Source organism: Deinococcus proteolyticus MRP, from assembly GCF_000190555.1.
Lineage (GTDB): Bacteria > Deinococcota > Deinococci > Deinococcales > Deinococcaceae > Deinococcus > Deinococcus proteolyticus.
Window position 1 is genome coordinate 251,425 of record NC_015161.1, and the last position, 20,879, is coordinate 272,303.

General features: G+C 67.2%; 21 protein-coding genes. 17 read left to right on the plus strand and 4 right to left on the minus strand.

Annotated elements, in window-relative coordinates; translation table 11 throughout:
- Position 1 precedes the first annotated feature (1 nt).
- From DEIPR_RS01240 to DEIPR_RS01265, 6 genes are all read left to right on the plus strand, one after another.
- Positions 2 to 985, plus strand: a complete 984-nt coding sequence (locus DEIPR_RS01240; RefSeq protein ID WP_013614012.1) for a V-type ATPase subunit — start codon at positions 2 to 4, stop codon at positions 983 to 985.
- Positions 982 to 1,335: a V-type ATP synthase subunit F gene (locus tag DEIPR_RS01245; protein ID WP_013614013.1), complete on the plus strand. Its 354-nt coding sequence runs from the start codon at positions 982 to 984 to the stop codon at positions 1,333 to 1,335. Before DEIPR_RS01240 ends, DEIPR_RS01245 begins: the two co-directional genes overlap by 4 nt.
- 88 nt (positions 1,336 to 1,423) lie before the next feature.
- Positions 1,424 to 3,208, plus strand: a complete 1,785-nt coding sequence (locus DEIPR_RS01250) for a V-type ATP synthase subunit A (RefSeq protein ID WP_013614014.1) — start codon at positions 1,424 to 1,426, stop codon at positions 3,206 to 3,208.
- A complete protein-coding gene (locus DEIPR_RS01255; protein ID WP_013614015.1) occupies positions 3,205 to 4,608 on the plus strand; it encodes a V-type ATP synthase subunit B in 1,404 nt (467 codons plus the stop codon). The genes DEIPR_RS01250 and DEIPR_RS01255 overlap by 4 nt, the downstream gene beginning before the upstream one ends.
- Before the next feature lie 78 nt (positions 4,609 to 4,686).
- Positions 4,687 to 5,367, plus strand: a complete 681-nt coding sequence (locus DEIPR_RS01260; RefSeq protein WP_013614016.1) for a V-type ATP synthase subunit D — start codon at positions 4,687 to 4,689, stop codon at positions 5,365 to 5,367.
- Between the two features lie 90 nt (positions 5,368 to 5,457).
- Positions 5,458 to 5,934, plus strand: a complete 477-nt coding sequence (locus DEIPR_RS01265; RefSeq protein WP_013614017.1) for a hypothetical protein — start codon at positions 5,458 to 5,460, stop codon at positions 5,932 to 5,934.
- A 281-nt stretch (positions 5,935 to 6,215) separates the two neighbouring features.
- On the opposite strand, the gene DEIPR_RS01270 is transcribed toward DEIPR_RS01265, so the two are convergent.
- Positions 6,216 to 6,875 carry a potassium channel family protein gene (locus DEIPR_RS01270; RefSeq protein WP_013614018.1) on the minus strand — a complete coding sequence of 220 codons (660 nt, stop codon included), beginning with the start codon at positions 6,873 to 6,875 and terminating at the stop codon, positions 6,216 to 6,218.
- A 130-nt stretch (positions 6,876 to 7,005) separates the two neighbouring features.
- Entirely contained in the window at positions 7,006 to 8,379 is a 1,374-nt protein-coding gene (locus DEIPR_RS01275) for a serine hydrolase domain-containing protein (RefSeq protein WP_013614019.1), read from the minus strand.
- A 29-nt stretch (positions 8,380 to 8,408) separates the two neighbouring features.
- Between DEIPR_RS01275 and DEIPR_RS01280 the strand changes: the two genes are divergently transcribed.
- Positions 8,409 to 9,050, plus strand: a complete 642-nt coding sequence (locus tag DEIPR_RS01280) for a hypothetical protein (RefSeq protein WP_049775031.1) — start codon at positions 8,409 to 8,411, stop codon at positions 9,048 to 9,050.
- 50 nt (positions 9,051 to 9,100) lie between these two features.
- Here DEIPR_RS01280 and DEIPR_RS01285 read toward each other — a convergent pair whose 3' ends face one another.
- Positions 9,101 to 10,492 carry a TrkH family potassium uptake protein gene (locus DEIPR_RS01285; RefSeq protein WP_013614021.1) on the minus strand — a complete coding sequence of 464 codons (1,392 nt, stop codon included), beginning with the start codon at positions 10,490 to 10,492 and terminating at the stop codon, positions 9,101 to 9,103.
- A 51-nt stretch (positions 10,493 to 10,543) separates the two neighbouring features.
- Between DEIPR_RS01285 and DEIPR_RS01290 the strand changes: the two genes are divergently transcribed.
- The 8 genes from DEIPR_RS01290 (at position 10,544) to DEIPR_RS01325 (ending at position 19,082) form a co-directional block, all read left to right on the plus strand.
- Positions 10,544 to 11,161, plus strand: coding sequence for a LysE/ArgO family amino acid transporter (locus tag DEIPR_RS01290; protein WP_013614022.1), 618 nt, complete (start codon positions 10,544 to 10,546; stop codon positions 11,159 to 11,161).
- 56 nt (positions 11,162 to 11,217) lie between these two features.
- A complete protein-coding gene (locus DEIPR_RS01295) occupies positions 11,218 to 11,775 on the plus strand; it encodes a 3'-5' exonuclease (RefSeq protein ID WP_013614023.1) in 558 nt (185 codons plus the stop codon).
- Between the two features lie 104 nt (positions 11,776 to 11,879).
- Positions 11,880 to 13,286 (plus strand): tetratricopeptide repeat protein, encoded by a 1,407-nt coding sequence (locus DEIPR_RS01300; protein ID WP_013614024.1) that lies wholly within the window; start codon positions 11,880 to 11,882, stop codon positions 13,284 to 13,286.
- Positions 13,283 to 13,762 carry a tRNA (adenosine(37)-N6)-threonylcarbamoyltransferase complex ATPase subunit type 1 TsaE gene (gene tsaE, locus DEIPR_RS01305; protein WP_013614025.1) on the plus strand — a complete coding sequence of 160 codons (480 nt, stop codon included), beginning with the start codon at positions 13,283 to 13,285 and terminating at the stop codon, positions 13,760 to 13,762. The genes DEIPR_RS01300 and tsaE overlap by 4 nt, the downstream gene beginning before the upstream one ends.
- A 100-nt stretch (positions 13,763 to 13,862) precedes the next feature.
- The gene (locus tag DEIPR_RS01310) at positions 13,863 to 15,056 is read left to right on the plus strand and encodes an acetate kinase (protein ID WP_013614026.1); all 1,194 of its coding nucleotides are present in this window, start codon (positions 13,863 to 13,865) and stop codon (positions 15,054 to 15,056) included.
- 250 nt (positions 15,057 to 15,306) lie between these two features.
- Positions 15,307 to 17,484: a phosphate acetyltransferase gene (gene pta / locus DEIPR_RS01315; RefSeq protein ID WP_013614027.1), complete on the plus strand. Its 2,178-nt coding sequence runs from the start codon at positions 15,307 to 15,309 to the stop codon at positions 17,482 to 17,484.
- A gap of 230 nt (positions 17,485 to 17,714) precedes the next feature.
- Positions 17,715 to 18,137, plus strand: a complete 423-nt coding sequence (locus DEIPR_RS01320) for a secondary thiamine-phosphate synthase enzyme YjbQ (RefSeq protein ID WP_013614028.1) — start codon at positions 17,715 to 17,717, stop codon at positions 18,135 to 18,137.
- A 9-nt stretch (positions 18,138 to 18,146) separates the two neighbouring features.
- Positions 18,147 to 19,082: a PIG-L deacetylase family protein gene (locus DEIPR_RS01325; RefSeq protein WP_013614029.1), complete on the plus strand. Its 936-nt coding sequence runs from the start codon at positions 18,147 to 18,149 to the stop codon at positions 19,080 to 19,082.
- Positions 19,083 to 19,131: 49 nt separating this feature from the next.
- On the opposite strand, the gene DEIPR_RS01330 is transcribed toward DEIPR_RS01325, so the two are convergent.
- Positions 19,132 to 19,767 carry a GNAT family N-acetyltransferase gene (locus DEIPR_RS01330; protein ID WP_013614030.1) on the minus strand — a complete coding sequence of 212 codons (636 nt, stop codon included), beginning with the start codon at positions 19,765 to 19,767 and terminating at the stop codon, positions 19,132 to 19,134.
- A gap of 31 nt (positions 19,768 to 19,798) precedes the next feature.
- On the opposite strand from DEIPR_RS01330, the gene DEIPR_RS01335 reads away from it, so the two are divergent.
- Together DEIPR_RS01335 and DEIPR_RS01340 are read left to right on the plus strand one after the other, a co-directional pair.
- Positions 19,799 to 20,581, plus strand: coding sequence for a WecB/TagA/CpsF family glycosyltransferase (locus DEIPR_RS01335; RefSeq protein WP_013614031.1), 783 nt, complete (start codon positions 19,799 to 19,801; stop codon positions 20,579 to 20,581).
- A gap of 68 nt (positions 20,582 to 20,649) precedes the next feature.
- Positions 20,650 to 20,844: a hypothetical protein gene (locus DEIPR_RS01340; RefSeq protein ID WP_013614032.1), complete on the plus strand. Its 195-nt coding sequence runs from the start codon at positions 20,650 to 20,652 to the stop codon at positions 20,842 to 20,844.
- Positions 20,845 to 20,879: the final 35 nt, after the last annotated feature.

Genomic DNA, 20,879 nt, shown 5'->3' on the forward strand with positions numbered 1-20,879 from the left:
TATGCCTGACGATTATGCCTACATCAATACCCGCGTCAGGATGATGCGCAACGCGCTGCTCGACGGCCGTTCGCTGGAAGCCGCACTGGCTGCCAGCAGCTACCCCGAGTTCCTGCGCGTGCTGAGCGAATCGGGCTTTGCCGCGACCCTGCGTGAGACGACCGCCGAGGACGCTGGCCTGCCCGAGCTGGACCGGGCGCTGAGCCGCAACCTGTTTGCGACCACCCAAAAGGTCTTGGGGTTCGCAGACGGAAACTCTCGGCGCGAAATCGAAACGCTGCTGATGCGCTGGGACCTGGTGAACCTCAAGACCCTGGCACGCGGCGTGGTGGCTGGCCGCGGTGTGGACGCCATCCGCAGCAGCCTGATTCCCGGCGGCACCATCAAGCCTAGCCTGCTGGAAAATGCGGCCGGGAGCAGTGACCTGCCCGGTGTGGCTTCGGCCATCTCGGTCAGTGCTCACCCGCTGGCGGCAGCTTTCCGCCGTGGCGTGGCCGCTTACCAGGCCAGCGGCAACCTGCTGAACTTGGAAGTGGCGCTGGACCAGGGCTACTACGGCCATGTCCGTAAGGTCGCCCAGGACACCTCGCTGCGCACCTACGTGGGCCGCGAGATTGACATCACCAACGCGCTGATGGCCCGTCAGGCCCAGGCGGCCGGCATTCCGCTGAACCCGGAGTTTTTTGTGCCGGGTGGTCGCCTGGACGCGGCCGGCTATGCCCGGCTGGCTTCGGGTGACACGGGCGCTTCGCCCGACATCGCGGCCATCATGGAAGCCCCCACGCCGCAGGCCGCCGAAGTGGCGGCACGCGCCGCGCTGGACCGCTCGGCCCGCTCGATCGGCGTTTCTGACCCTATGGGCGTAGGCATCATTTTGGATTTCCTGCGCCGCAAGGAAATTGAGGCGGCCAAGCTGCGCCTGATTGGGCGCGGCAAGTACTACGGCCTGCCTGAAGAGCAGATTCGCCAGGAGGTGGGAGCATGACGGCTGCACAAAAGGGCCGCAACGCTCAGCGCGTGGTGATTCTGGCCGACAGCGAAACGGCGACCGGATACCGCCTGGCTGGAGCTGAAGTGGTGGAAGCCACTCCAGACACTGCCCAGGCTGCGCTGGAGCGTCTGATTGTGGCAGGCCAGCACGGCCTGGTGGCGGTGGACGGCGGCCTGATCGCCGACCCCATCGCGTCTACGGCCCGCGTGATGCGCGGGCGTGACCTGCCGATTCTGCTGCCGCTGCCCAGCCTGAGCGACGCCTTTAGCGAGGACACTGTGGACGCCAAGGCGTACATGAGCCGGCTGGTCCGCGAGACGGTAGGCTTCGACATCAAACTGTAATGCGGGTGGCTGATAGCAGGGGGCAGAAAGCCAAGACTGGCAGGACGCTACCGGCTATCAGCGCTTCGTATCTCTCAAGGAGAATCAAATGACGCAACAAAAGACAGGTGTCATTCAGAATATTGCCGGTCCCGCCGTCATTGCGGACGGCATGTATGGCGCCAAAATGTATGACATCGTGCGTGTGGGCAAGGAGCGTCTGGTCGGGGAAATCATCCGTCTGGACGGCGACACCGCCTTCGTGCAGGTGTACGAGGACACGTCCGGCCTGACCGTGGGTGAGCCGGTGGAAACCACCGGTCTGCCCCTGAGCGTGGAACTGGGCCCCGGCATGCTGAACGGCATCTACGACGGCATTCAGCGCCCCCTCGACAAAATCCGCGAGCAGAGCGGTGACTTTATCGCCCGTGGTATTGAGGTCTCCAGCCTGGACCGCACCAAGAAGTGGGAGTTCACCCCCAGCGTGCAGGCCGGCGACGAAGTGACCGGCAGCGCCATTCTCGGCACCGTGCCCGAGTTCAGCTTCACCCACAAAATCCTGACCCCCCCCGACAAGAGCGGCCGGCTGGAATGGGTGGCTCCTGCTGGCGAGTACACCATTGACGAGACCATTGCCCGCCTGGACGACGGCACCGAGCTGCGCCTGGCCCACTACTGGCCCGTGCGTGCGCCCCGTCCCGTGTCCAAGAAGCTGGACCCCAGCCTGCCCTTCCTGACCGGCATGCGGATTCTGGATGTGCTGTTCCCCCTGGTGATGGGCGGCGCGGCAGCGATTCCTGGTCCCTTCGGTTCGGGCAAGACCGTGACCCAGCAGAGCGTGGCGAAGTACGGCAACGCCGACATCGTGGTGTACGTGGGCTGTGGTGAGCGCGGCAACGAGATGACCGACGTACTGGTGGAATTCCCCGAACTGGAAGACCCCAAGACCGGCGGCCCCCTGATGCACCGCACCATCCTGATCGCCAACACCTCCAACATGCCTGTGGCCGCCCGTGAAGCTTCGGTGTACACCGGCATTACCCTGGCGGAATACTTCCGTGACCAGGGCTACAGCGTGTCGCTGATGGCCGACTCGACCAGCCGCTGGGCCGAGGCGCTGCGTGAAATCAGCTCCCGCCTGGAAGAAATGCCCGCTGAAGAAGGCTACCCCCCTTACCTGGGCGCCAAGCTAGCCGCCTTCTACGAGCGTGCCGGTGCCGTGAAGACCATGGCCGGCGAAGACGGCGCAGTCTCCGTGATTGGCGCAGTGTCGCCCGCTGGTGGTGACATGTCCGAGCCTGTGACCCAGGCCACGCTGCGGATTACTGGTGCCTTCTGGCGTCTGGACGCAGGTCTGGCCCGCCGCCGTCACTTCCCCGCGATCAACTGGAACGGCTCCTACTCGCTGTTTACCCCCATTCTGGAAGACTGGTACCGCAAGAACGTAGGCGAGGATTTCCCCGAACTGCGTCAGCGTATCGGCAACATCCTGCAGCAGGAAGCCGCGCTGCAAGAAGTGGTGCAGCTGGTCGGCCCCGACGCCCTGCAGGACCAGGAGCGCCTGATTATCGAGTCGGGCAAGATGCTGCGTCAGGACTTCCTGCAGCAAAACGGCTTCGACCCTGTGGACGCTAGCGCTTCGATGCCCAAGAACTACGGCCTGATGCGCATGATGCTGAAGTTCTACGACCAGGCCGAAGCGGCGCTGCGTGATGGTGCCACCATCGATGAGATCGTGGCCAGCCCCGTGATCGAAAAACTGTCCCGCGCCCGCTACGTGCACGAGGACGAGTTCGCCGCCTACACCGACTCGGTGATGAGCGAGCTGGATACCACCTTTAAGGGTGGTGCCCAGAGCGGCGGACAGGCCCTGAACCAGGAGGTCATCGCATGACCCTGCTGAAAAAAGAGTACAACGACGTTTCGTACATTTCCGGCCCGCTGCTGTTCGTGAATGCAGCTTCGGACCTGGCTTACGGCGCGATCGTGGACATCAAGGACGCCCGCGGCAGTGTGCGCGGCGGCCAGGTGATTCAGGTCAGCGAGAAGAACGCCGTCATTCAGGTGTTCGAGGAAACCCGTGGTCTGGACTTGGCGACCGCCAGCGTGAGCCTGGTGGAAGATGTGGCCCGCCTGGGCGTGAGCAAGGAAATGATCGGCCGCCGCTTCGACGGTCTGGGCCGACCCATTGACGGTCTGCCCGAAGTGGTGGCTGAGCAGCGCGTGAGCATCAACGGTCAGGCGATGAACCCTGCCAGCCGTGCCAAGCCCGAGGAGTTCATTCAGACCGGTATCAGCACCATCGACGTGAACACCAGCCTCATTCGTGGTCAGAAGCTGCCGATTTTCTCGGGCTCGGGCCTCCCGCACAACGAGCTGGCCGCCCAGATTGCCCGTCAGGCCAAGGTGCCCGGCCACGAAGGCGACTTCGCCGTGGTGTTCGCCGCCATGGGCCTGACCCAGCGCGAAGTGAGCTTCTTCACCCAGGAGTTCGAGCGCACTGGCGCACTGGCCCGCTCGGTGCTGTTCCTCAACCGCGCCGACGACCCCGCCGTGGAGCGTCTGCTGACCCCCCGCATGGCCCTGACCACCGCCGAGTACCTGGCCTTCGAGCACGGCTACCACGTGCTGGTGATTCTGACCGACATCACCAACTACTGCGAAGCGCTGCGTGAAATCGGTGGTGCCCGCGAGGAAATCCCCGGCCGCCGTGGCTTCCCCGGCTATATGTACACCGACCTTGCGAGCCTGTACGAGCGCGCCGGTGTGGTGGACGGCAAGCCCGGCTCGGTCACCCAGATTCCGATTCTGTCCATGCCCGACGATGACATCACCCACCCCATCCCCGACCTGACCGGCTACATCACCGAGGGTCAGATCGTGGTGGACCGTGGCCTGAACTCCAAGGGCGTGTACCCGCCCATCAACCCGCTGCCTTCGCTGAGCCGACTGATGGGCAACGGCATCGGCAAGAACAAGACCCGCGCTGACCACAAGAACGTGTCGGACCAGCTGTTTGCTTCCTACGCGAACGGCCTGGACCTGCGCAAGCTGGTGGCGATTACCGGTGAAGATGCCCTGACCGAAACCGACAAGCTGTTCCTGCGCTTTGCCGACGACTTCGAGAACTACTTCATCGGCCAGGGTGACCAGGACCGCTCCATCGACGACAGCCTGACCGTGGCCTGGGGCATCATGTCCAAGCTGCCGCAAAACCAGCTGACCCGTATCGGTAAAGGTGACATTGAGCAGTACTACGGCACCAAAATCGACGAAAGCTGGAAGGGCAACTAAGCGCTGACAGTGGGCAGCCAGCAGACAAGGTTCTGCAGGGTTGCCCGCCCAGTTCACCGATAGAGGAGGTGACGAGATATGGCCGAACAAATCAGCCCCACCCGCTCCGCCCTGCTGGCCTCCAAAGCCAGCCTGAAGACCGCCAGCAGCGGCGCCGACCTGCTCAAGCGCAAGCGCGACGCCCTCATTGCCGAGTTCTTCGCGCTGGTCAAGGACGCGCTGGCTGCCCGTGAGCAGCTGGCTGGCGTCAGCAAGGGTGCCTACACCAGCCTGCTGGGCGCCAAAGCCTGGGACAGCCCCGAGGCCGTAGAAAGCCTCAGCCTGGGGTCCAGCGACGACTACACCGTAGATATGGTGATCGAGAGCATCTACGGCGTGAAAGTGCCCAAGATGACCGTGCCTGAACGGACCCAGAGCGCCGGGTTCAGCCCCATCAACGTGGGTGGCCGCACCATTCAGGCCGCGACCGACTTCAACGAAGTGCTGGAAGCCATCGTGAAGGTGGCCGGCACCGAGACCAAGCTGCGCCGCATCGGCGAGGAAATTAAGAAGACCTCCCGCCGTGTGAACGCGCTGGAGCAGGTCGTGATTCCCGGCATTCAGGCCGATATCCGCTTTATCCGTGGCGTGCTGGACCAGCGCGAACGCGAAGAAAGCTTCCGCCTGAAGAAAATCAAGGCCAAGCTGGAAGCCGAAGCTGCCGCCGAAGGGGCCGAGCAGCAGGCTGCCCAGGGCGGCAACCACGGTTCCGCTGCCTGATTCTTTGCTGGTGCCTCCGGCCGTCCCTTCCCAGGTGGAGGGGACGGCCGTTTTGGCGGGCTACCGCCTGGATTCGTTACACTGGGCCGCGTGAACCTGGTCTTTTGGCTCATTCCTGGGCTGTGCCTGCTGGCGGTGCTGTATGCGCTGCGCCCCCAGACGCGGATTTCGGCGGACCAAATCTGGGCGCTGACGGCGGCCATGCCGCTGGTGGTCGCCCTGTCGGTGGCCGGGTACAGCCATGTGCAGGCTTCGCGGGTATTGGCGGCCACCCCCCTGGCGGCCAAACATACCTTCGTGACAGTGCAAAATGGCCTGCAAGTGGTGGGCCTGGACCTGAGCCCCGAGGAGGCCGCCTGCTTCGAGCGCACGGTGAGAACCAGCCGCCGCGCCGAGTGGCTGACCGAGGGTGGGCCGGTGCCGCTGAACGACCGCACCGATATTCGTGGCGAGCTGCCGCCCCCCGAAGTGGCCCGCAATATGGCGATTCAGGGCCGGCTGGAATGCCGCCAGTGGGTGCGTGTACTGCCGGATGAGCCAAATTCAGAGCCTGGTTCAGGACAGTGAGAACGCCAGGTTGCCTTTTCCTGTACCAGATTGGCTCCTGCTTGTAACACCATCAGCGTAGTCATGGTGGCAAAAAAGTAGCTGCCAAGCGCGGAAATGACCGTAGCTTCGGGAGCAGGGAACTCCTGGGCGTCGGCTGCGGGCAGAGGCAGCAAAAGCAGATAGAGAACTTCCAGCAGCAGATGAATCGGGGCAAACTGCGGCGTATGTATCAGGCGTGGTGCCCACAGGAACAGAGCCCCGTAGAAGGCTGAGCGAAGGCAGGGCCAGTACCTAGCGCATCATTTGTCCAGATAGCGCCGCAGTTCGTCTATATCGTGGCCAGTGCCAATTACGACCATCTTGTCGTGGGGTTCCACCAGGCTGTCGGCGCGGGGGCTGACTTCCAGCTGGCCGCGCCGCCCAATGGCGATGACCTGTACGCCGAAGCGGCCGGTCATGTTCAGGTCCATCAGGGTACCGCGCAGGCGCTCGTTGGCTTCCAGTTCCACGATGGCGTGGTCGCTGCCCAGGTCCAGGGTGTCCACCACGTTGGGGTTGGCGATTTGCCGGGCCAGGCGCAGGCCCATGTCGTGCTCGGGGCGCACCACCAGGTCGGCGCCGATGCGCTCCAGCACGCGGCGGGCCATCTCGTCCACGGCCTTGCTGACCACGTAGGGAGCGCCCAGGCTCTTGGCATTCATGGTGGCCAGGATGTTGGCCTGCACGTCCGAGCCGATGGCGATGACCACCACGTCGAAGTCGCCGACGCCGATGGACCGCATGCCGCGCTCGTCGGTGGCGTCCACGATGGCCGCGTGGGTCACGCGGTTCATGATTCGTTCCACGTTCTCCTCGCTGTGGTCGATGGCGACGACCTCGTGGCCCATTTCATACAGGGTGGTGGCCACGGCGCTGCCGAAGCGGCCCAGGCCCACCACCAGACACTGCTTGGCCCTCATGCTGCCACCACGCCGAATTGCCGTTGTCCGCCTTGTTGGCCGCCTTGCATCACGTCCGGCATGATACTGCGCCGAAGTCTGAAAGGCCCTGCCTAGACCTAAGGAGGCTCCGGGAAACTCTGGCGACCCTCTACGCAGTTCTGAGCCGCCTGCCGAGCAGACCAGCGCAGGCCAGGGCGGCAACCCACAGTGCGGCGCTGCTGGGCAGCAAGGTGAGGGTCGTCGGCCAGGCAAGGGGAGATGCACCGAAGGCAAACCAGGGCAGCGCGGCCACGCCTGCAGGAAACAGTGCCAGAGCAAGCAGGGACATCACCCGCCGCCAGCGCGGCCACGTTCGCGTCCGCTTCTGCCAGTGGGTGTGTTGACGGTGGGACCAGGCCGCCCAGAGGGTGAGGACTGTGCCCAGCACCAACAGAGTCAGGTCCAGCAGGAAGGTCGGGGAGCGCATAGGCTGCACCGGCAGACCATGCTGCGCCCGGAGCAGGTTCAGGCTCAGCAGCGCGGCGGGGCCATTACTGTCCAGCAGCACGGCGATAGCGGTATCAGTAGAAGGGTCATACACCATGTGCGAAGCGGCCGTAACCAGATTGCCGCCGTGCCCCAGGTAGGGGGGAAGCTCCGGCTGCTTAATCTCATACCATCCCATGCCGTAGGTACTCTCAGCGCCGTGCGGTGGCTCCTGCATCAAGCGGCGCTGCTGCGCGGTCATCAGTTGCGGACGCGGGCCGAACTGCTCCTGTAACCAGCGTCCTAGCGCTTCGGCGCTGGTGACCACTCCGCCGCTGCCCAGGCACAGGCCAGCTGGCTCACGGGCGGGGAGTGCCAACTTCAGCAGCATGGTGTGGCCGCCTGCTTGACCGGGGAACATTTCGGCGCAGTTCTCGGCGGTGTAGGCGTCCATGCCCAGCGGCTGCAAGACGCGCCGCTGCAAAGTATCCCCGAACGGCTCTCCGGTAGCCTGCTCTATCAGAAGCGCCAGCAGGGCGTAGTTGACGTTGGCGTACTCGAACTGTGCGCCTGGCGCTGCGCTGAGTTGGGCGCGGCGCAAGTCCTCTAGGAGGTTCTGCCGGGTGACGCGCTGGCTGCCCAGACCTTGCCCCGCCGTGAGGTCGCTCAGGCCGGAGGTTTGGTTGAGCAGGTGCCGCACGGTGATGTGTTGGGCGCGTAGGTCGGCCATCTGGAAAGTGGGCAGCATTTCCGCCACGGGGCGGTCCAGCTGGAGCTGCCCGCTTTCGACCAGCTGCAAGGTGGCAAGCGCAGTGAATGACTTGCTCATAGAGGCGATGGCAACCGGGGTCTGCGGGCTGAGGCCGGAGCCGTACAGCCTGGACTGGCCCTGCTGAACGACCGCGACAGCCACACCCGGAACGCCCATCTGCCGCTGAAATTGCTGAATGACAGCATTCACCTGTTCTGGGGCCAGAGGCGGGGTGGCGGGTAGCTGGGTGGGCTGCTGGGCAAAGGCCAGGCCACACAGCAGCGTCGGGAGCAGGAGGACTCGCATGGCTTAAGTGTGAGGATATGCTGCTTGCAATGAAACAATTTGGTGAAAGCAGCTTGCAAGTCGGGAGTGCCGAGGTGGCGGAAGTGGTGACGCGGGTGCAGCAGCTGCAAGAATTGCGGCATTTTATGACGGATGAGGGCTCCACAGTTCGCCACTTCGCGCGGGCGATGGACTGGAGCGATGTCCGGGCTTACCGGCAGGTAGAGCGTTACCTTTCGCTCGGACTGCTGGCCGTGCTGCGCGAACAGCAGCGGGCCGGACGTGCTATCAAGGTCTACCACTGCCCGTACCGCAGCTTTTTCGTGCCCTTGTCGCTGTTCAGCGCCGAGGAGTACCTCGCTCTCAGCTTTCAGCCTTACGAGGCGGACATCCGTGCGCAGCTGGCACAGGCGGTCCGCACCGGACCAGACGCCCTAGGCGGGTTTCTGTGTGAAGCGGTAGGTGAGCAGGGCGTGGCTCTGATGCCAGCAGACCGGCAGGGGCGGCCCTGGCAGCCTGGTGCGACCGGCGGGCCAGCGCTGCACTACAGCATCTGCCCGCTGTACCTCAGCTACGAGCAGGCCCAGGACATGGCCCGTGAGCTAGAAGCCGTGCTGGAGAAATACGGCCAGCTGGGCGGCCCCGCCCGCTACCTGTATCAGGTCATTTTGACGCCAGACCAGCGCGGCTAAAGAGGGCAGAAAAGCAGAGAAGTTCTGAACCCGGTTCGTCTGCCTGCCGTCTAGCCCACCAGGATGTCGCGCTCGGGTGGGTAGCGCACGCCGCGCCGCTGCTGGGTCCGTAGGCTGAAGGCCACCGCGAAGGTGAGCGGCCCGATACGCCCTAAGTACATCAGCACACTGAGAATGACCAGCCCGGCGTCGTTGATGTGAGAGGTGGTGTTGAGGCTCAGGCCCACCGTGGCGGCTGCGCTCACCGTTTCGAACAGCAGGTGGGTGAAGTCCATGTGCGGGTTGGTCAGCAGCATCAGAAAAAAGGCCGTGGCGACCATCATGGTGTAGAGCATGGCGACGGTGGTGGCCCGCACCACGTTGTCCTTTTCCACCCGCCGCCCGAAGGCAATCAGCTCGCCGCGCCCCATCACCATGTTCCAGGCCGAGCCGGTCAGGATGGCAAAAGTCGAGGTCTTGATGCCGCCGCCGGTGGAGCCGCTGCCCCCACCGATGTACATCAGCACGATCAGGACCATGATGGTGGCGGTGCGCATGCTCTCGATATCCACCGTGTTGAAGCCCCCCGAGCGTGGCGTCATGCTCTGGAAAAAGGATGCCAGCAGCCGGCCATGCCAGGGCAGCGGTTCCAGGGTGGCGTGGTTGTTCCACTCCAGCAGCAGCACGGCGAAGAAGCCCAACAGCAGCAGGGCCGCCGTGGTAAAGAGGGTCAGCAGTGAGTAGACGGTCAGCCGGTGCTCGCGGGGGCGCTGGAGCCAGTTCACCACGTTGAACTGCACGATGAATCCCAGCGCTCCCAGAATCACCAGGCCCGAAATGGTCAGGCTGACCAGGGGATCGCTGACGTACTGCGGCATGCCCCCCGGCACCACCACGAACCCGGCATTGTTGAAGGCGCTGATGGAGTGAAACGCCGCTTGAAACAGCCCCTCGCCCAACCCGAACTGCGGCACGAAGCGCAGGGCGAGCAGCACAGCGCCGGCCAGTTGCAGCCCCAGCGCGTAGGTGAAGATGGTCCGCAGCAGCCGCACCACGCTGCCGGTGTCCAGGCCGCTGATTTGCGCCTGGAGGTGCTGGCGCTCGGAAAAGTTGACCCGCCGCCCGGTCAGAAAAGCGAACAGCGTGCCGAACGAGAGAATCCCCAGCCCGCCGAGCAGGAACAGCACCATCAGAATGACCTGACCGTAGCGGGTAAAGGTCTCGCCGGTGTCGGCCACCACCAGCCCGGTGATGGTCAGCGCACTGGTCGCGGTGAACAGCAGGTCCACGCTGGTCATGTCGGCCCCCGGACGGACCACGCCCGGCAGGTGCAGCGCGGCGGTGGCCAGCAGAATACCGATGAAGTACACCAGGGCAATCAGCTGCGGCGGCTGAAGTCGGGCGTACCAGGAGCGCCGGGGCTCAGGCTGCCTGACCGGAGCCGGGCGGGAAATGAGCGGCATCCCCGCATTGTAGGTGCTGGTGGGCCGAGCTGCGGCGGTAGCCTTGAACGGATGAGCGATTTCCTGGCGGCCCTGGCGATGGGTCTGGGCCTGATTATGGCGATTGGCCCGCAGAACGCCTTCGTGATTCGCCAGGGCCTGTGGCGAGAACATGCCCTGCTGGCCGCGCTGGTCTGCGCCCTGAGCGACACCGCGCTGATGACCCTGGGTGTGCTGGGGGCAGGCCGCCTGCTGGCGACCCGGCCCGAGCTGGTCACGCTGGGCACCCTGGCCGGGGCTGCGTTCCTGCTGTGGTACGGCGCTCAGGCGCTGCGCTCGGCCCGGCACCCGCAGCCGCCGGAGCTTGGCAGCCAGCGGGTGGCGGGGCCTCTGGCCGTCGCAGCACGGGGGGCGGCCTTCTCTATGCTGAACCCGCACGCACTGCTGGACACCCTTGTGCTGGTGGGCGGGGCCAGCGCCTCGGCAGCGCGGCCGGAGCTGTTCCTGGCAGGAGTGGTAGCCGCGTCGTGGGTCTGGTTTTTCGGGCTGGCCATCGCTGCGCGGGGCCTGGCTGGGCAGATGCGCTCGGTGCGGACCTGGCAGGCCGTGGACTTGCTGGTGGGCCTGATGATGTGGGCCGTCGCTGCGCGGCTGTTGCTGGGGCTGCTTGCCGCCCCGGGTAGCCACTGACCGCCCGGGGCAGCGCGTCCCTGAATCCTGCGCGGCCGTGCGTATAAGCTGGGGGTGTGCCAGAGAAGAGCAAGTGGGTTGGAGACGCGGTCGTCTTCGACCTGGAGACGACCGGCCTGTCCCCCGAGCGGGACGGCATTGTGGAAATAGGTGCGCTCAGGATTCGTGACGGGCGTGTGGTGACCGAAGACCCTTACCAGACACTGGTGCGCCCCCAGAACAGCCTGGGCGAAAGCGTGACGATTCCCTGGCGTGCCGAGCGGATTCACGGCATCAGCAACGAGATGGTGGTGGCCGCCCCCAGCATCGCGCAGGTGCTGCCCGAGTTCCTGGAGTGGGCCGGCGACGCCCCGCTGGTGGCGCACAACATCGGGTTCGATTCGGGGTTTATGCGGGCGGCGGCCCGGCACTGTGGGCTGCGCTGGGCACCGCAGCGGGAAATCTGCACCGTGCAGCTCTCGCGCCGCGCCTTTCCGCGTGAGCGCCGGCACAACCTCGACTCGCTGGCCGGGCGGCTGGGCCTCAGCTTCAGCCCTCAGGGCCGCCACCGCTCGCTGGGCGACGTGGAAGTGACGGCGGCGGCCTATCTGCGGCTGCTGGAGTTGCTGGAGTAGGTCCGGTCCGCCTCCTGCGGCCTGCGCCCGCCGGCCCGACAAGCGGCTGAAAGGACTTCCGCTTGCTGGGGGGCCTCTGCCCCCAGGCGCTATGCTGGGCGGCAATGACCGACGCCGCAACATTCTGGCCGCTGGCCTGCGAAGCTCTGGCGGAGGGAGACTTCGGGCAGGCGTTTGCCCTGCTGCAGGCCGGTACCCTGCTCTCGGCTCCGGCCGAGCAGGCCCGCTACGCCCTGCTGGCCGGGTCTCTGCACGCCCTGTACGGTGACCTTGCCGTAGAAGAACTGAACCTCAGCCTCTCGGAAGCCCGCCGGCTGGACCCGGCCCTGAGTGAAGACCCGCTTTTTCTGGCCCTGAGCGCCGAGGCGGCCGCCCGCGCCCAGGGTCCGCAGGCTGCGCCGCCCCCGCCGCAGACCTGTACGGCCCCCGACCCGCTGGCCCGCTTTCATGCGCTGAGCGCCCTCATCCTGGCGGGCCGGCTGGGTGAGGCGGCCGCCGTGTCCCTGGACCCCGCCGAACTGCCCGCGCACCTGAGCTGGCGGGCCGCCGCCCTGCAGGCCGAGGCCCATGAGGGGCTGGGCGACAGTGCCCTGGCAGCTGACCTGTTCGCGCAGGCGGCGGCTGGGGCACGCGGCCCCGACCGGGCGGTGATGCTGCAAGAAGGCGCGGCCCTGCGGCTGGCCCAGGGGCAGCTGGACGCGGCGGCGCAGGCGCTGCAAGAAGCCCGGCCCCTGTATGCGGCGCAGCCGACCGACCCGCAAGAAGCGCTGAACCTGTCCACCTGGCACTACCTGCAAGCCCAGGTGCAGCTGGCCCAGGGGCAGGCCGACGCCGCACTGAGCGAGATCCAGGCGGCGGAGCAGCTGGAAGCCGGGCACGGCGACCCCAGCTACGGGGTGGCGCTGGTGCAGGGGCAGGTGCTGAGTGCCCTGGGCCGCACCGAAGAAGCGCTGGCCGCGTTCGGCCGGGCCGCAGAACTGGCGCAGGACGGCGACCGGCCCTACGCCCAGCACGAGCTGGCGGTGGCGCTGCTGGACCTGGACCGCCCGCTGGAAGCTCAGGAGGTGCTGGAAACCATTGCCCGTGAGCCGGGCTACCCCTTCCAGGCCGAAATCCTGGCCGACCTGGCCGAGTGTGACTACCGCCTGGGGCAGCTGGCCCAGGCCCAGGCGGGGGCCGAGCAGGCGCTGCGCCAGGGTGCGGTGGTGCCGGCCAGCCTGGTGCTGGGCAATGTGGCGCTGGAGTATTACCACCTCGATGACGCCCTGGCGCACTTCGAGCGGGTGATCGGGGCTTCGCCCGAGGGCAGCCGCGACTGGCTGATCGGCCACCAGATGACGGCCGATATCCTGGCGCAGCAGGGCTTCCGCGAGCCGGCGCAGGTGTATTCGCACGCGCAGCAGGCCCTGGAATACACCCCGGAGGGCGACGAGTGGCAGGCCACCTTGCAGGCCCACCGTGACCGCGCCGCCGAGCTGATGCAGGGGGGCGGGGGACGGGTGCTCAATTGAGGACGGATGATTCCGCCGCCCTGGTGGGCAAGGGGACAGAGGGCTGGCTGCGCCCAGGCCAGAGCACATTGCTGCGCGGCCTGGACGAGCAGCAGGCCTTCGGGGCGGCGCTGCTGGACCAGGTGCCGGCCGGGGCCGTGCTGTTTCTGGAAGGTGAGCTGGGGGCCGGCAAAACCAGTCTCACGCAGGGGATTGCCCGGCGGCTGGGCTTTACCGGTACCGTGTCCAGCCCCACCTACGCCCTGATGCAGCCTTACCCCACGCCCGGCGGCCAGCTGCTGCATGTGGACGCCTACCGGGTGCAGCACCCCGGCGAGCTGTACGACATGGGCCTGGACGACCTGATAGAAGGGAGCCGCCTGAGCGTGATCGAATGGGGGCAGGCCCTGTACGGCGACTACCCGCAGGCCACCCTGCTGCGGCTGGAGCATGTGCCTGGCGACGAGGACGTGCGCCGGGTCACGCGGGTGAGATAGCACAGAGCACAGGGAGTTCATCTTCTTGGGCCCGGGTGCCCGGTCCTCTGGTCATCTGCCTCCTGCCCGCAGGCTGCCTGCCTCTTTACAATGGGCCCATATGCAAATTCTTGTCCTGAACAGCGGCTCCAGTTCGCTCAAGTTCGCCCTGCTTGACCCTGAGAACGGCGACGTGCGGCTCTCGGGCCTGGCCGAGCGGCTGGGCCAGGAGGGGGCCAGCATTCGGCTGGAGCGCTTCGGCGGCGGCGAGCGCGAGCGCAGCGAGGAGAGCCTGAATGGCGGCGCCCACACCGAAGCCGTGGCCCGCGTGCTGTCCGAGCTGGACGCCCTGGGCCTGCGCGGAGACGTGGCGGCGGTGGGGCACCGGGTGGTGCACGGCGGCGAAAGCTTTAATGCCCCCGCCCTGATTACGCCCGAGGTGGAGGATGTGATTCGCGCCTGCATTCCGCTGGCCCCGCTGCACAACCCCGCCAACCTCGCTGGTATCGGGGCGGCCCGCGCCGCTTTTCCGGACCTGCCGCATGTGGCCGTGTTCGACACCGCTTTTCACCAGACCATGCGGCCGGTGGCTTACCGCTACGCCGTGCCGGAGGAGTGGTACACCCGGTACGGCGTGCGGCGCTACGGCTTTCACGGCACCAGCCACCAGTACGTGGCCGGGCAGGCAGTGCGGATGCTGGGCCTGAACCCGGGCCGCCACGGTCTCATCGTGGCGCACCTGGGCAACGGCTGCTCGGTGACCTCCGTGCAGGACGGCAAAAGCCGCGACACCAGCATGGGCATGACCCCGCTGGAGGGCCTGGTGATGGGCACCCGCTCGGGCAACGTGGACCCCAGCCTGGTGGAGTACATGGTGCGTGAAGCGGGCATGACCGTGGCCGAAGTGACCGACGCCCTCAACAAAAAGAGCGGGCTGCTGGGCCTGAGTGGCCTGAGTAACGACATGCGCGAACTGGAAGAAGCCGCCCAGAACGGGCACGCGGGCGCCCAGCTGGCCATTGACAAGTTCGTGTACCGCCTGGCGCAGACCATCGCCAGCTACGCGGTGGGCCTGCACCGCTGGGACGCGCTGGTGTTCACGGGCGGCATCGGTGAAAACAGTTCCTACATCCGCGCCCTGACGATGGAGCGCCTCGGCAGCCTGGGCCTGGTACCCGACGAACGCGCCAACGAAAGCACCGTGCGCGGCAAGCAGGGCGTGATTTCCAAAGAGGGCTGGGTCACGGCCTTGGTGGTCAACACCAACGAGGAACTGATGATTGCGCGCCAGACGGCGGAACTGCTGAAGGGCTAAGGGGCAAAGAGCGAGGTCGGAAGCGATTTCAATGACACCGCTTGTCGGCTGACCTCTGCCAGCTGCCTTGACGCGCGGACAATAGAACAGAGGCCCGTGAGCTCCCTCGAAGGCCCGCCTTTCGGACCCTCCCCACCTCCCTCGGACCCTGAGACTTTTCGACCCTGAGACGTGAAGCGTCACCCGTCACCCGTCACCCGTCCCCCATCAAGCATCCACATTCTCCCTTTTCCCCAAAGGAGCCAGACCCATGAAAACTTTCTTCGTTGCCCCCACCCGCAACCGCGTCGGCCTCTCGACCGTAGCCCTGGGTCTGACGCGGGCGCTGGAGCGTCAGGGCCTGCGGGCCGGATTTCTCAAGCCCATCGCGCAGACCCACGGCGAGCAGCTGAGTGCCAGCGTGCATTTTGCCCGCAATCTGAGCGGCTCCACCCGCACGCCCGACCCCATCAGCCTGGCGCACGCCGAGCAGCAGCTGTCGGTGGGCGAGGGCGACGAGCTGATGGAAGGGGTGATTGCCCTGGCGCACGGCATGGGCGAGCTGGACGTGCTGGTCGTGGAGGGCCTGGCGCTAAACGAGCGCAACTCCTACGCCACCCGCCTGAACGCCGACCTGGCCCGCAACCTGGAAGCCGAGGTGGTGCTGGTGTCCGACCTGCGCGGCGTATCGCCGGCGTCCCTGGCCGACGAGCTGGAAATTGCCGCGCAGAACTACCGCCGCTCCGACGGCTCGGGGCTGGCGGGGTACGTCCTGAACTTTGCCCCCGAAAAGTTCGATTTCGGCGGGCTGCTGGCCGGACTGCGCCAGCACTCGCGGATTCTGGCGGGCGGGGAACTGCCGCTGCTGGGCGTGATTACCGAGAACCCCGAGCTGAACGCGGTCCGCACGGCCGACATCGCCCGCTACCTGAACGCCGAGGTGATGAATGCCGGCGAGATGGACACCCGCCGCATTCGCCGCTTCGTGGTGACGGCGCGGGGCGTGCCGGGCATGGCCGAGCAGAACCTGTTCGCCCCCGGTGCGCTGATTCTGACCCCCGGTGACCGCGAGGACGTGGTGATGGCGGCCAGCCTCGCGCACCTCAGCGGAGTGCCGCTGGCGGGGCTGCTGCTGACCAGCGGGGTGGCGCCGGTGCCGTCTATCCAGCAGCTGTGCCGCGCCGCGCTGACCAGTTCGCTGCCGGTGCTGCGGGTGCCGACCAACTCGTTCGAGACCACCACCCAGCTGGTCGAAATGAGCAACAAGGTGCCCCAGGACGACCTGGAGCGCATGGAAAAGGCGCTGGACTTCACCGCCGACCGCCTGGACACGGCGCAGCTGGTGGGCCGCCTGAGTGTCAGCGCAGGCCAGGAACGCCGGCTGCCGCCCAGCGCCTTCCGCTTCGAGCTGATCCAAAAGGCGCAGGCGGCCGGCAAGCGCATCGTGCTGCCCGAGGGCGACGAGCCGCGCACCGTGAACGCCGCCATTCGCTGCGTGGAAAAGGGCATTGCCCGGCCGGTGCTGCTGGCCGACCCCGCCCGCGTGCGGCAGGTGGCCGAAAGCCAGGGCCTGAGCATCCCCGAAGGGCTGGAAATCGTGGACCCGGCCAGTATTCGCGGGGACTACGTGGCCCCGATGGTCGAACTGCGCCGCAGCAAGGGCCTGACCCCCGAGCAGGCGCTGGCGCAGCTGGAAGACACGGTGGTGCTGGGCACCATGATGCTGGCCCAGGGCGAGGTGGACGGTCTGGTGTCGGGGGCCGTTCACACCACCGCCAACACGGTGCGCCCGGCGCTGCAACTCATCAAGACCGCGCCGGGCAGCAGCCTGGTCAGCAGCGTGTTTTTCATGCTGATGCCCGAGCAGGTGCTGGTGTACGGCGACGCCGCCATCAACCCCAACCCGAACGCCGAGGAGCTGGCGCAGATTGCCATTCAGTCGGCCGACAGCGCGGCCGCTTTCGGCATCACGCCGCGTGTGGCGATGATTTCGTATTCCACCGGCACCTCGGGCAGCGGCGAGGACGTGGAAAAGGTCAAAGCTGCCACCGAGCTGGTGCGCCAGCGCCGCCCTGACCTGACCGTGGACGGCCCGCTGCAGTACGACGCGGCCAGCGTGCCCAGCGTGGGCAGGAGCAAGGCCCCCGACTCGCCGGTGGCGGGGCAGGCCACCGTGTTTATCTTCCCGGACCTGAACACCGGCAACACCACCTACAAGGCCGTGCAGCGCTCGGCGGGCGTGGTGGCGGTGGGGCCGATGCTGCAGGGCCTGAACAAGCCGGTCAACGACCTCTCGCGTGGGGCGCTGGTGGACGACATCGTGTATACGGTTGCCCTGACAGCCATTCAGGCGACCCAGGTGGACCAGATAGGCAAGGTGGGCCAGGACGGCAAGCAGCCGGACGCGAGCGCCCAGAAGGCCGCAGCGGGGACGGCAGACGCCCAGTAAACCTGCTGCCAGAGTTGCCCGGACACCCCGGGGCGGGGGTTTTCCCTCGCCCCGCAGCTTTGCAGGCCGCTCACTGTTGCCGGCAGCCGTGCAGGAGCGGCGAAAATGGGAACTCGCAGCGGCCTCTGCCCCCGACTTTCTCAGGAGAGCCCGGTGGTTGGCCGTTCTCCTGGCCGCACCTGGGCAGCAGGCGGTGATGGGGCTGGGCTGCCCTCTGCCATACTCTCCCCATGTGGCAGCAGACCGAGTTGACCCTCAGGCCCTATCCACGCGGCTTTCACCTGATTACCCGTGATATCGAAGCGGCCCTGCCCGAACTGCGCGGGTTGAAAGTGGGGCTGCTGCACGTGTTTATCCGGCACACCAGCGCCAGCCTGAGCCTGGGCGAGAACGCCAGCCCCGACGTGCGGCGCGACTTCGAGCAGTTCTTCAGCGACCTGGTGCCCGAAAGCTACCCGCACTACACCCACACCGACGAAGGCCCCGACGACATGCCCGCCCACCTCAAGGCGGCGCTGCTGGGGCCTTCGCTGACGCTGCCGGTGCGGGCGGGCCGGCTGCATCTGGGAACGTGGCAGGGCGTGTATCTGTGCGAACACCGCGACCGGGGCGGAGCACGGACCCTGACGCTGACCCTGCAGGGAGAGGAATAACCGTTCGCTGTGCGCCGCACTCGCCGCCTGTGGTTGCCGCTGGCTCTGCTGAGCCTGGGCTTGGCTGCCTACATCAACCTGCCAGGCCTGCCCGATGAAGACGGGCAGGCTCAGGCCCAGGTAGAGGCGCTGCCGGCGGCGCAGGTGCCGGGGCGCGGTGAGCGGGTGCTGATTCTCTCTCCCCATCCCGACGACGAAACGCTGTGCTGCGGCGGGTACATCAGCCGGGCGCAGGCGCAGGGGGCCGAGGTGTATCTGGCCTGGGTGACCGCCGGCGACGGCTTTGAGATAGATGCTGCCGTAACTGAGCGCACCCTGCACCCCGGCCCGGCAGGTCTGCGCGAGCTGGCCGGGCGCCGTCAGCAAGAGGCGCGGGCGGCCGCGCAGACGCTGGGAGTGCCCGCCGGCCATCTCACTTTTCTGGGCTATCCCGATGGGGGCCTGACCGCCATGACCACGCGCAATCAGGTCCAGCCTTACCGCTCGCCGCACAGCGGGGCCAGTGCCGTGTACCTGAGCGGTGTGCAGACGCCGGGCGCTCCCTTTACCGGGCAGGCGCTGGAGCAAGACCTGACCCGCTTGCTGGACCGCATTCAGCCTACCCGCGTGCTGGCTCCGGCCCCGCAGGACCACCACGGCGACCATCACACGCTGGGCGTGCTGGCCGGGCGGCTGCTGGCCCGGCGCGGTGAAGAAAGCCGCCTGAGCTACTGGGTGGTGCATGGCGGCCTGGAGTGGCCGCTGCCCAAAGGAGCGCACCCGGCGCTGACCCTGCAACCCGCGCCGCTGGCCCGCTCGCTGCCGTGGACTCGGCTGGACCTGAGCCCACAGGAGCAGGCGCGCAAGCGCAGCGCCATGCAGGCCTACCGCACCCAAACTGCGGTGCTGGGCCGCTTTATGGCCGCGTTCGACCGCCGCAACGAACTGCTGAGCCCGCTCCCGTGACCGCCGTAGCGGACCGCTGAGCCCGCTCCCGGCGCCTGCTGCGGGGGCGCTACAGCCGGAGGCCCAGGGTCAGCTGCTCGGTGGGGCGCCCCAGCCAGGGCTGCCAGAGGTCGGTTTGCTGGCGGGCCAGCACTTCGAACCCGCAGCGGCGGTACAGCCGCAGGGCCGCCACGTTCTCGGCGGTGGTGGACAGCTGCACGCCTGGCACCTCCGCCGCCCGCAGCGCCTCCAGGTGAGCGGTAAGCAGCGTGCGGCCCAGGCCCAGCCCCCGCGCCGCCGGGAGCAGGTTGAGGTGCAGGTGGGCCGGGTACACTTCCTCACTGGCGTGTGGACCGGCAAAGTGGCCGAGCCGCAGCAGGTGGCCCCCGCACGCCAGGGGCCGGCGCACTTCGCCGCCTACACTCGCCAGCAGGCCCAATGCAGCGGCCTGCGCCAGTGCGGCGCGGTAGCGGCCTGGCTGACTGGCTCCCAGGACATACCCCAGGAGCTGCCCCCGCTCGTCCTCGGCCACCCGGCAGCCGGGGCCGCCCCCGCCATGCAGGTACGGCCAGACCCACAGCAGCGCGAACAGCCGCTGGTCAGGGAAATAGCAGGCGGCACTGTCCCCGAAAAATCCAGTCGTGTAGGCCACCCGGCCCAGTGCAGGCAGGTCGCTGGGAACCGCAGGGCGCAGGCAGACACTCATGCCCTCAGCTTAGGCCCGCTAGACTGGACTGGTGACCGATTCCGCTGTCCACCCCGCACGCCTGACCCTGTTCGACCTGCCGCTGGACGCCCCCAGCCTGCCGGAGACCCTGGACCGGCTGAGTGAATGGATGTTTGCCCCCGCGCCTACGCCGCATACGGTGGTCACGCTGAACCCCGAGTTCGTGATGGACAGCCGCCAGGACCCCGACTTTGTGCGCGTCATCCAGTCCGCTGACCTGGTCACCGCTGACGGCGTGGGCATCGTCTGGGCGGCGCGGCACTTGCTGGGCCGCGAGCTGCCGCGTGCGCCCGGCGTGGACATCGCGCAGGGGCTGATGCAGCGGCACGGGCCGGAGCTGCGGGTGTTTTTCCTGGGAGGCAAGCCCGGCGCGGACGGCGAACCCGGCGTGGCTGCGCGGGCCGCCCAGAACGCCTTTCACGACTACGGCATTACGGTGGCGGGGCACCACCACGGGTATTTCAAGACCGAGCAGGACGCTGAAATTGCTGCCCTCATCCGTGAAGCCCGCCCCCACCTGCTGCTGACTGGCATGGGCGGAGGCCGCCAGGAGAAGTTCAACGAGTCGCAGCGCACGGCCATGAAGGTGCCCGTCGCCATCGGCTGCGGCGGCACGCTGGATGTGCTGGCGGGCACCGCCGAGCTGGCCCCCGAGTGGACCCGGAGGGCCGGGGTGGAGTTCGTGTGGCGCATCGCCTCGGACCGCTCGCGCTGGGGCCGCGCACCCAAGCTGGCGCGGTTCGTGCCGTTCGTGCTGGCGGAGAAGGGCCGGGGCCACCAGGGCCACGCGTGAAAGCTGCCGCCGGACTGCCGCTCTCAAGCCAACCCCACCCGAGCCCTTTCCGAAAGAGGTGAATCCAGATGGTCGAGCTTCCCATCATGGCGGCGTTCGCACTGGCAGTTCTCGTCGCCATTGCCGTTCCTGGCCCCGGCGCCCTGCTGGTCCTGGGCAACACCCTGTCGCACGGCAAGGGCGGCCGCATTCAAAAGGCTCTGGGCGGCCTGCTGTTCGGTTTGGGCGCCAGCCTGCTGCTGACCAGGCGCCCGGCGGCGTGATTCTCCGCCTGCAGAAGCCCGTTCCTGCCCCCAGG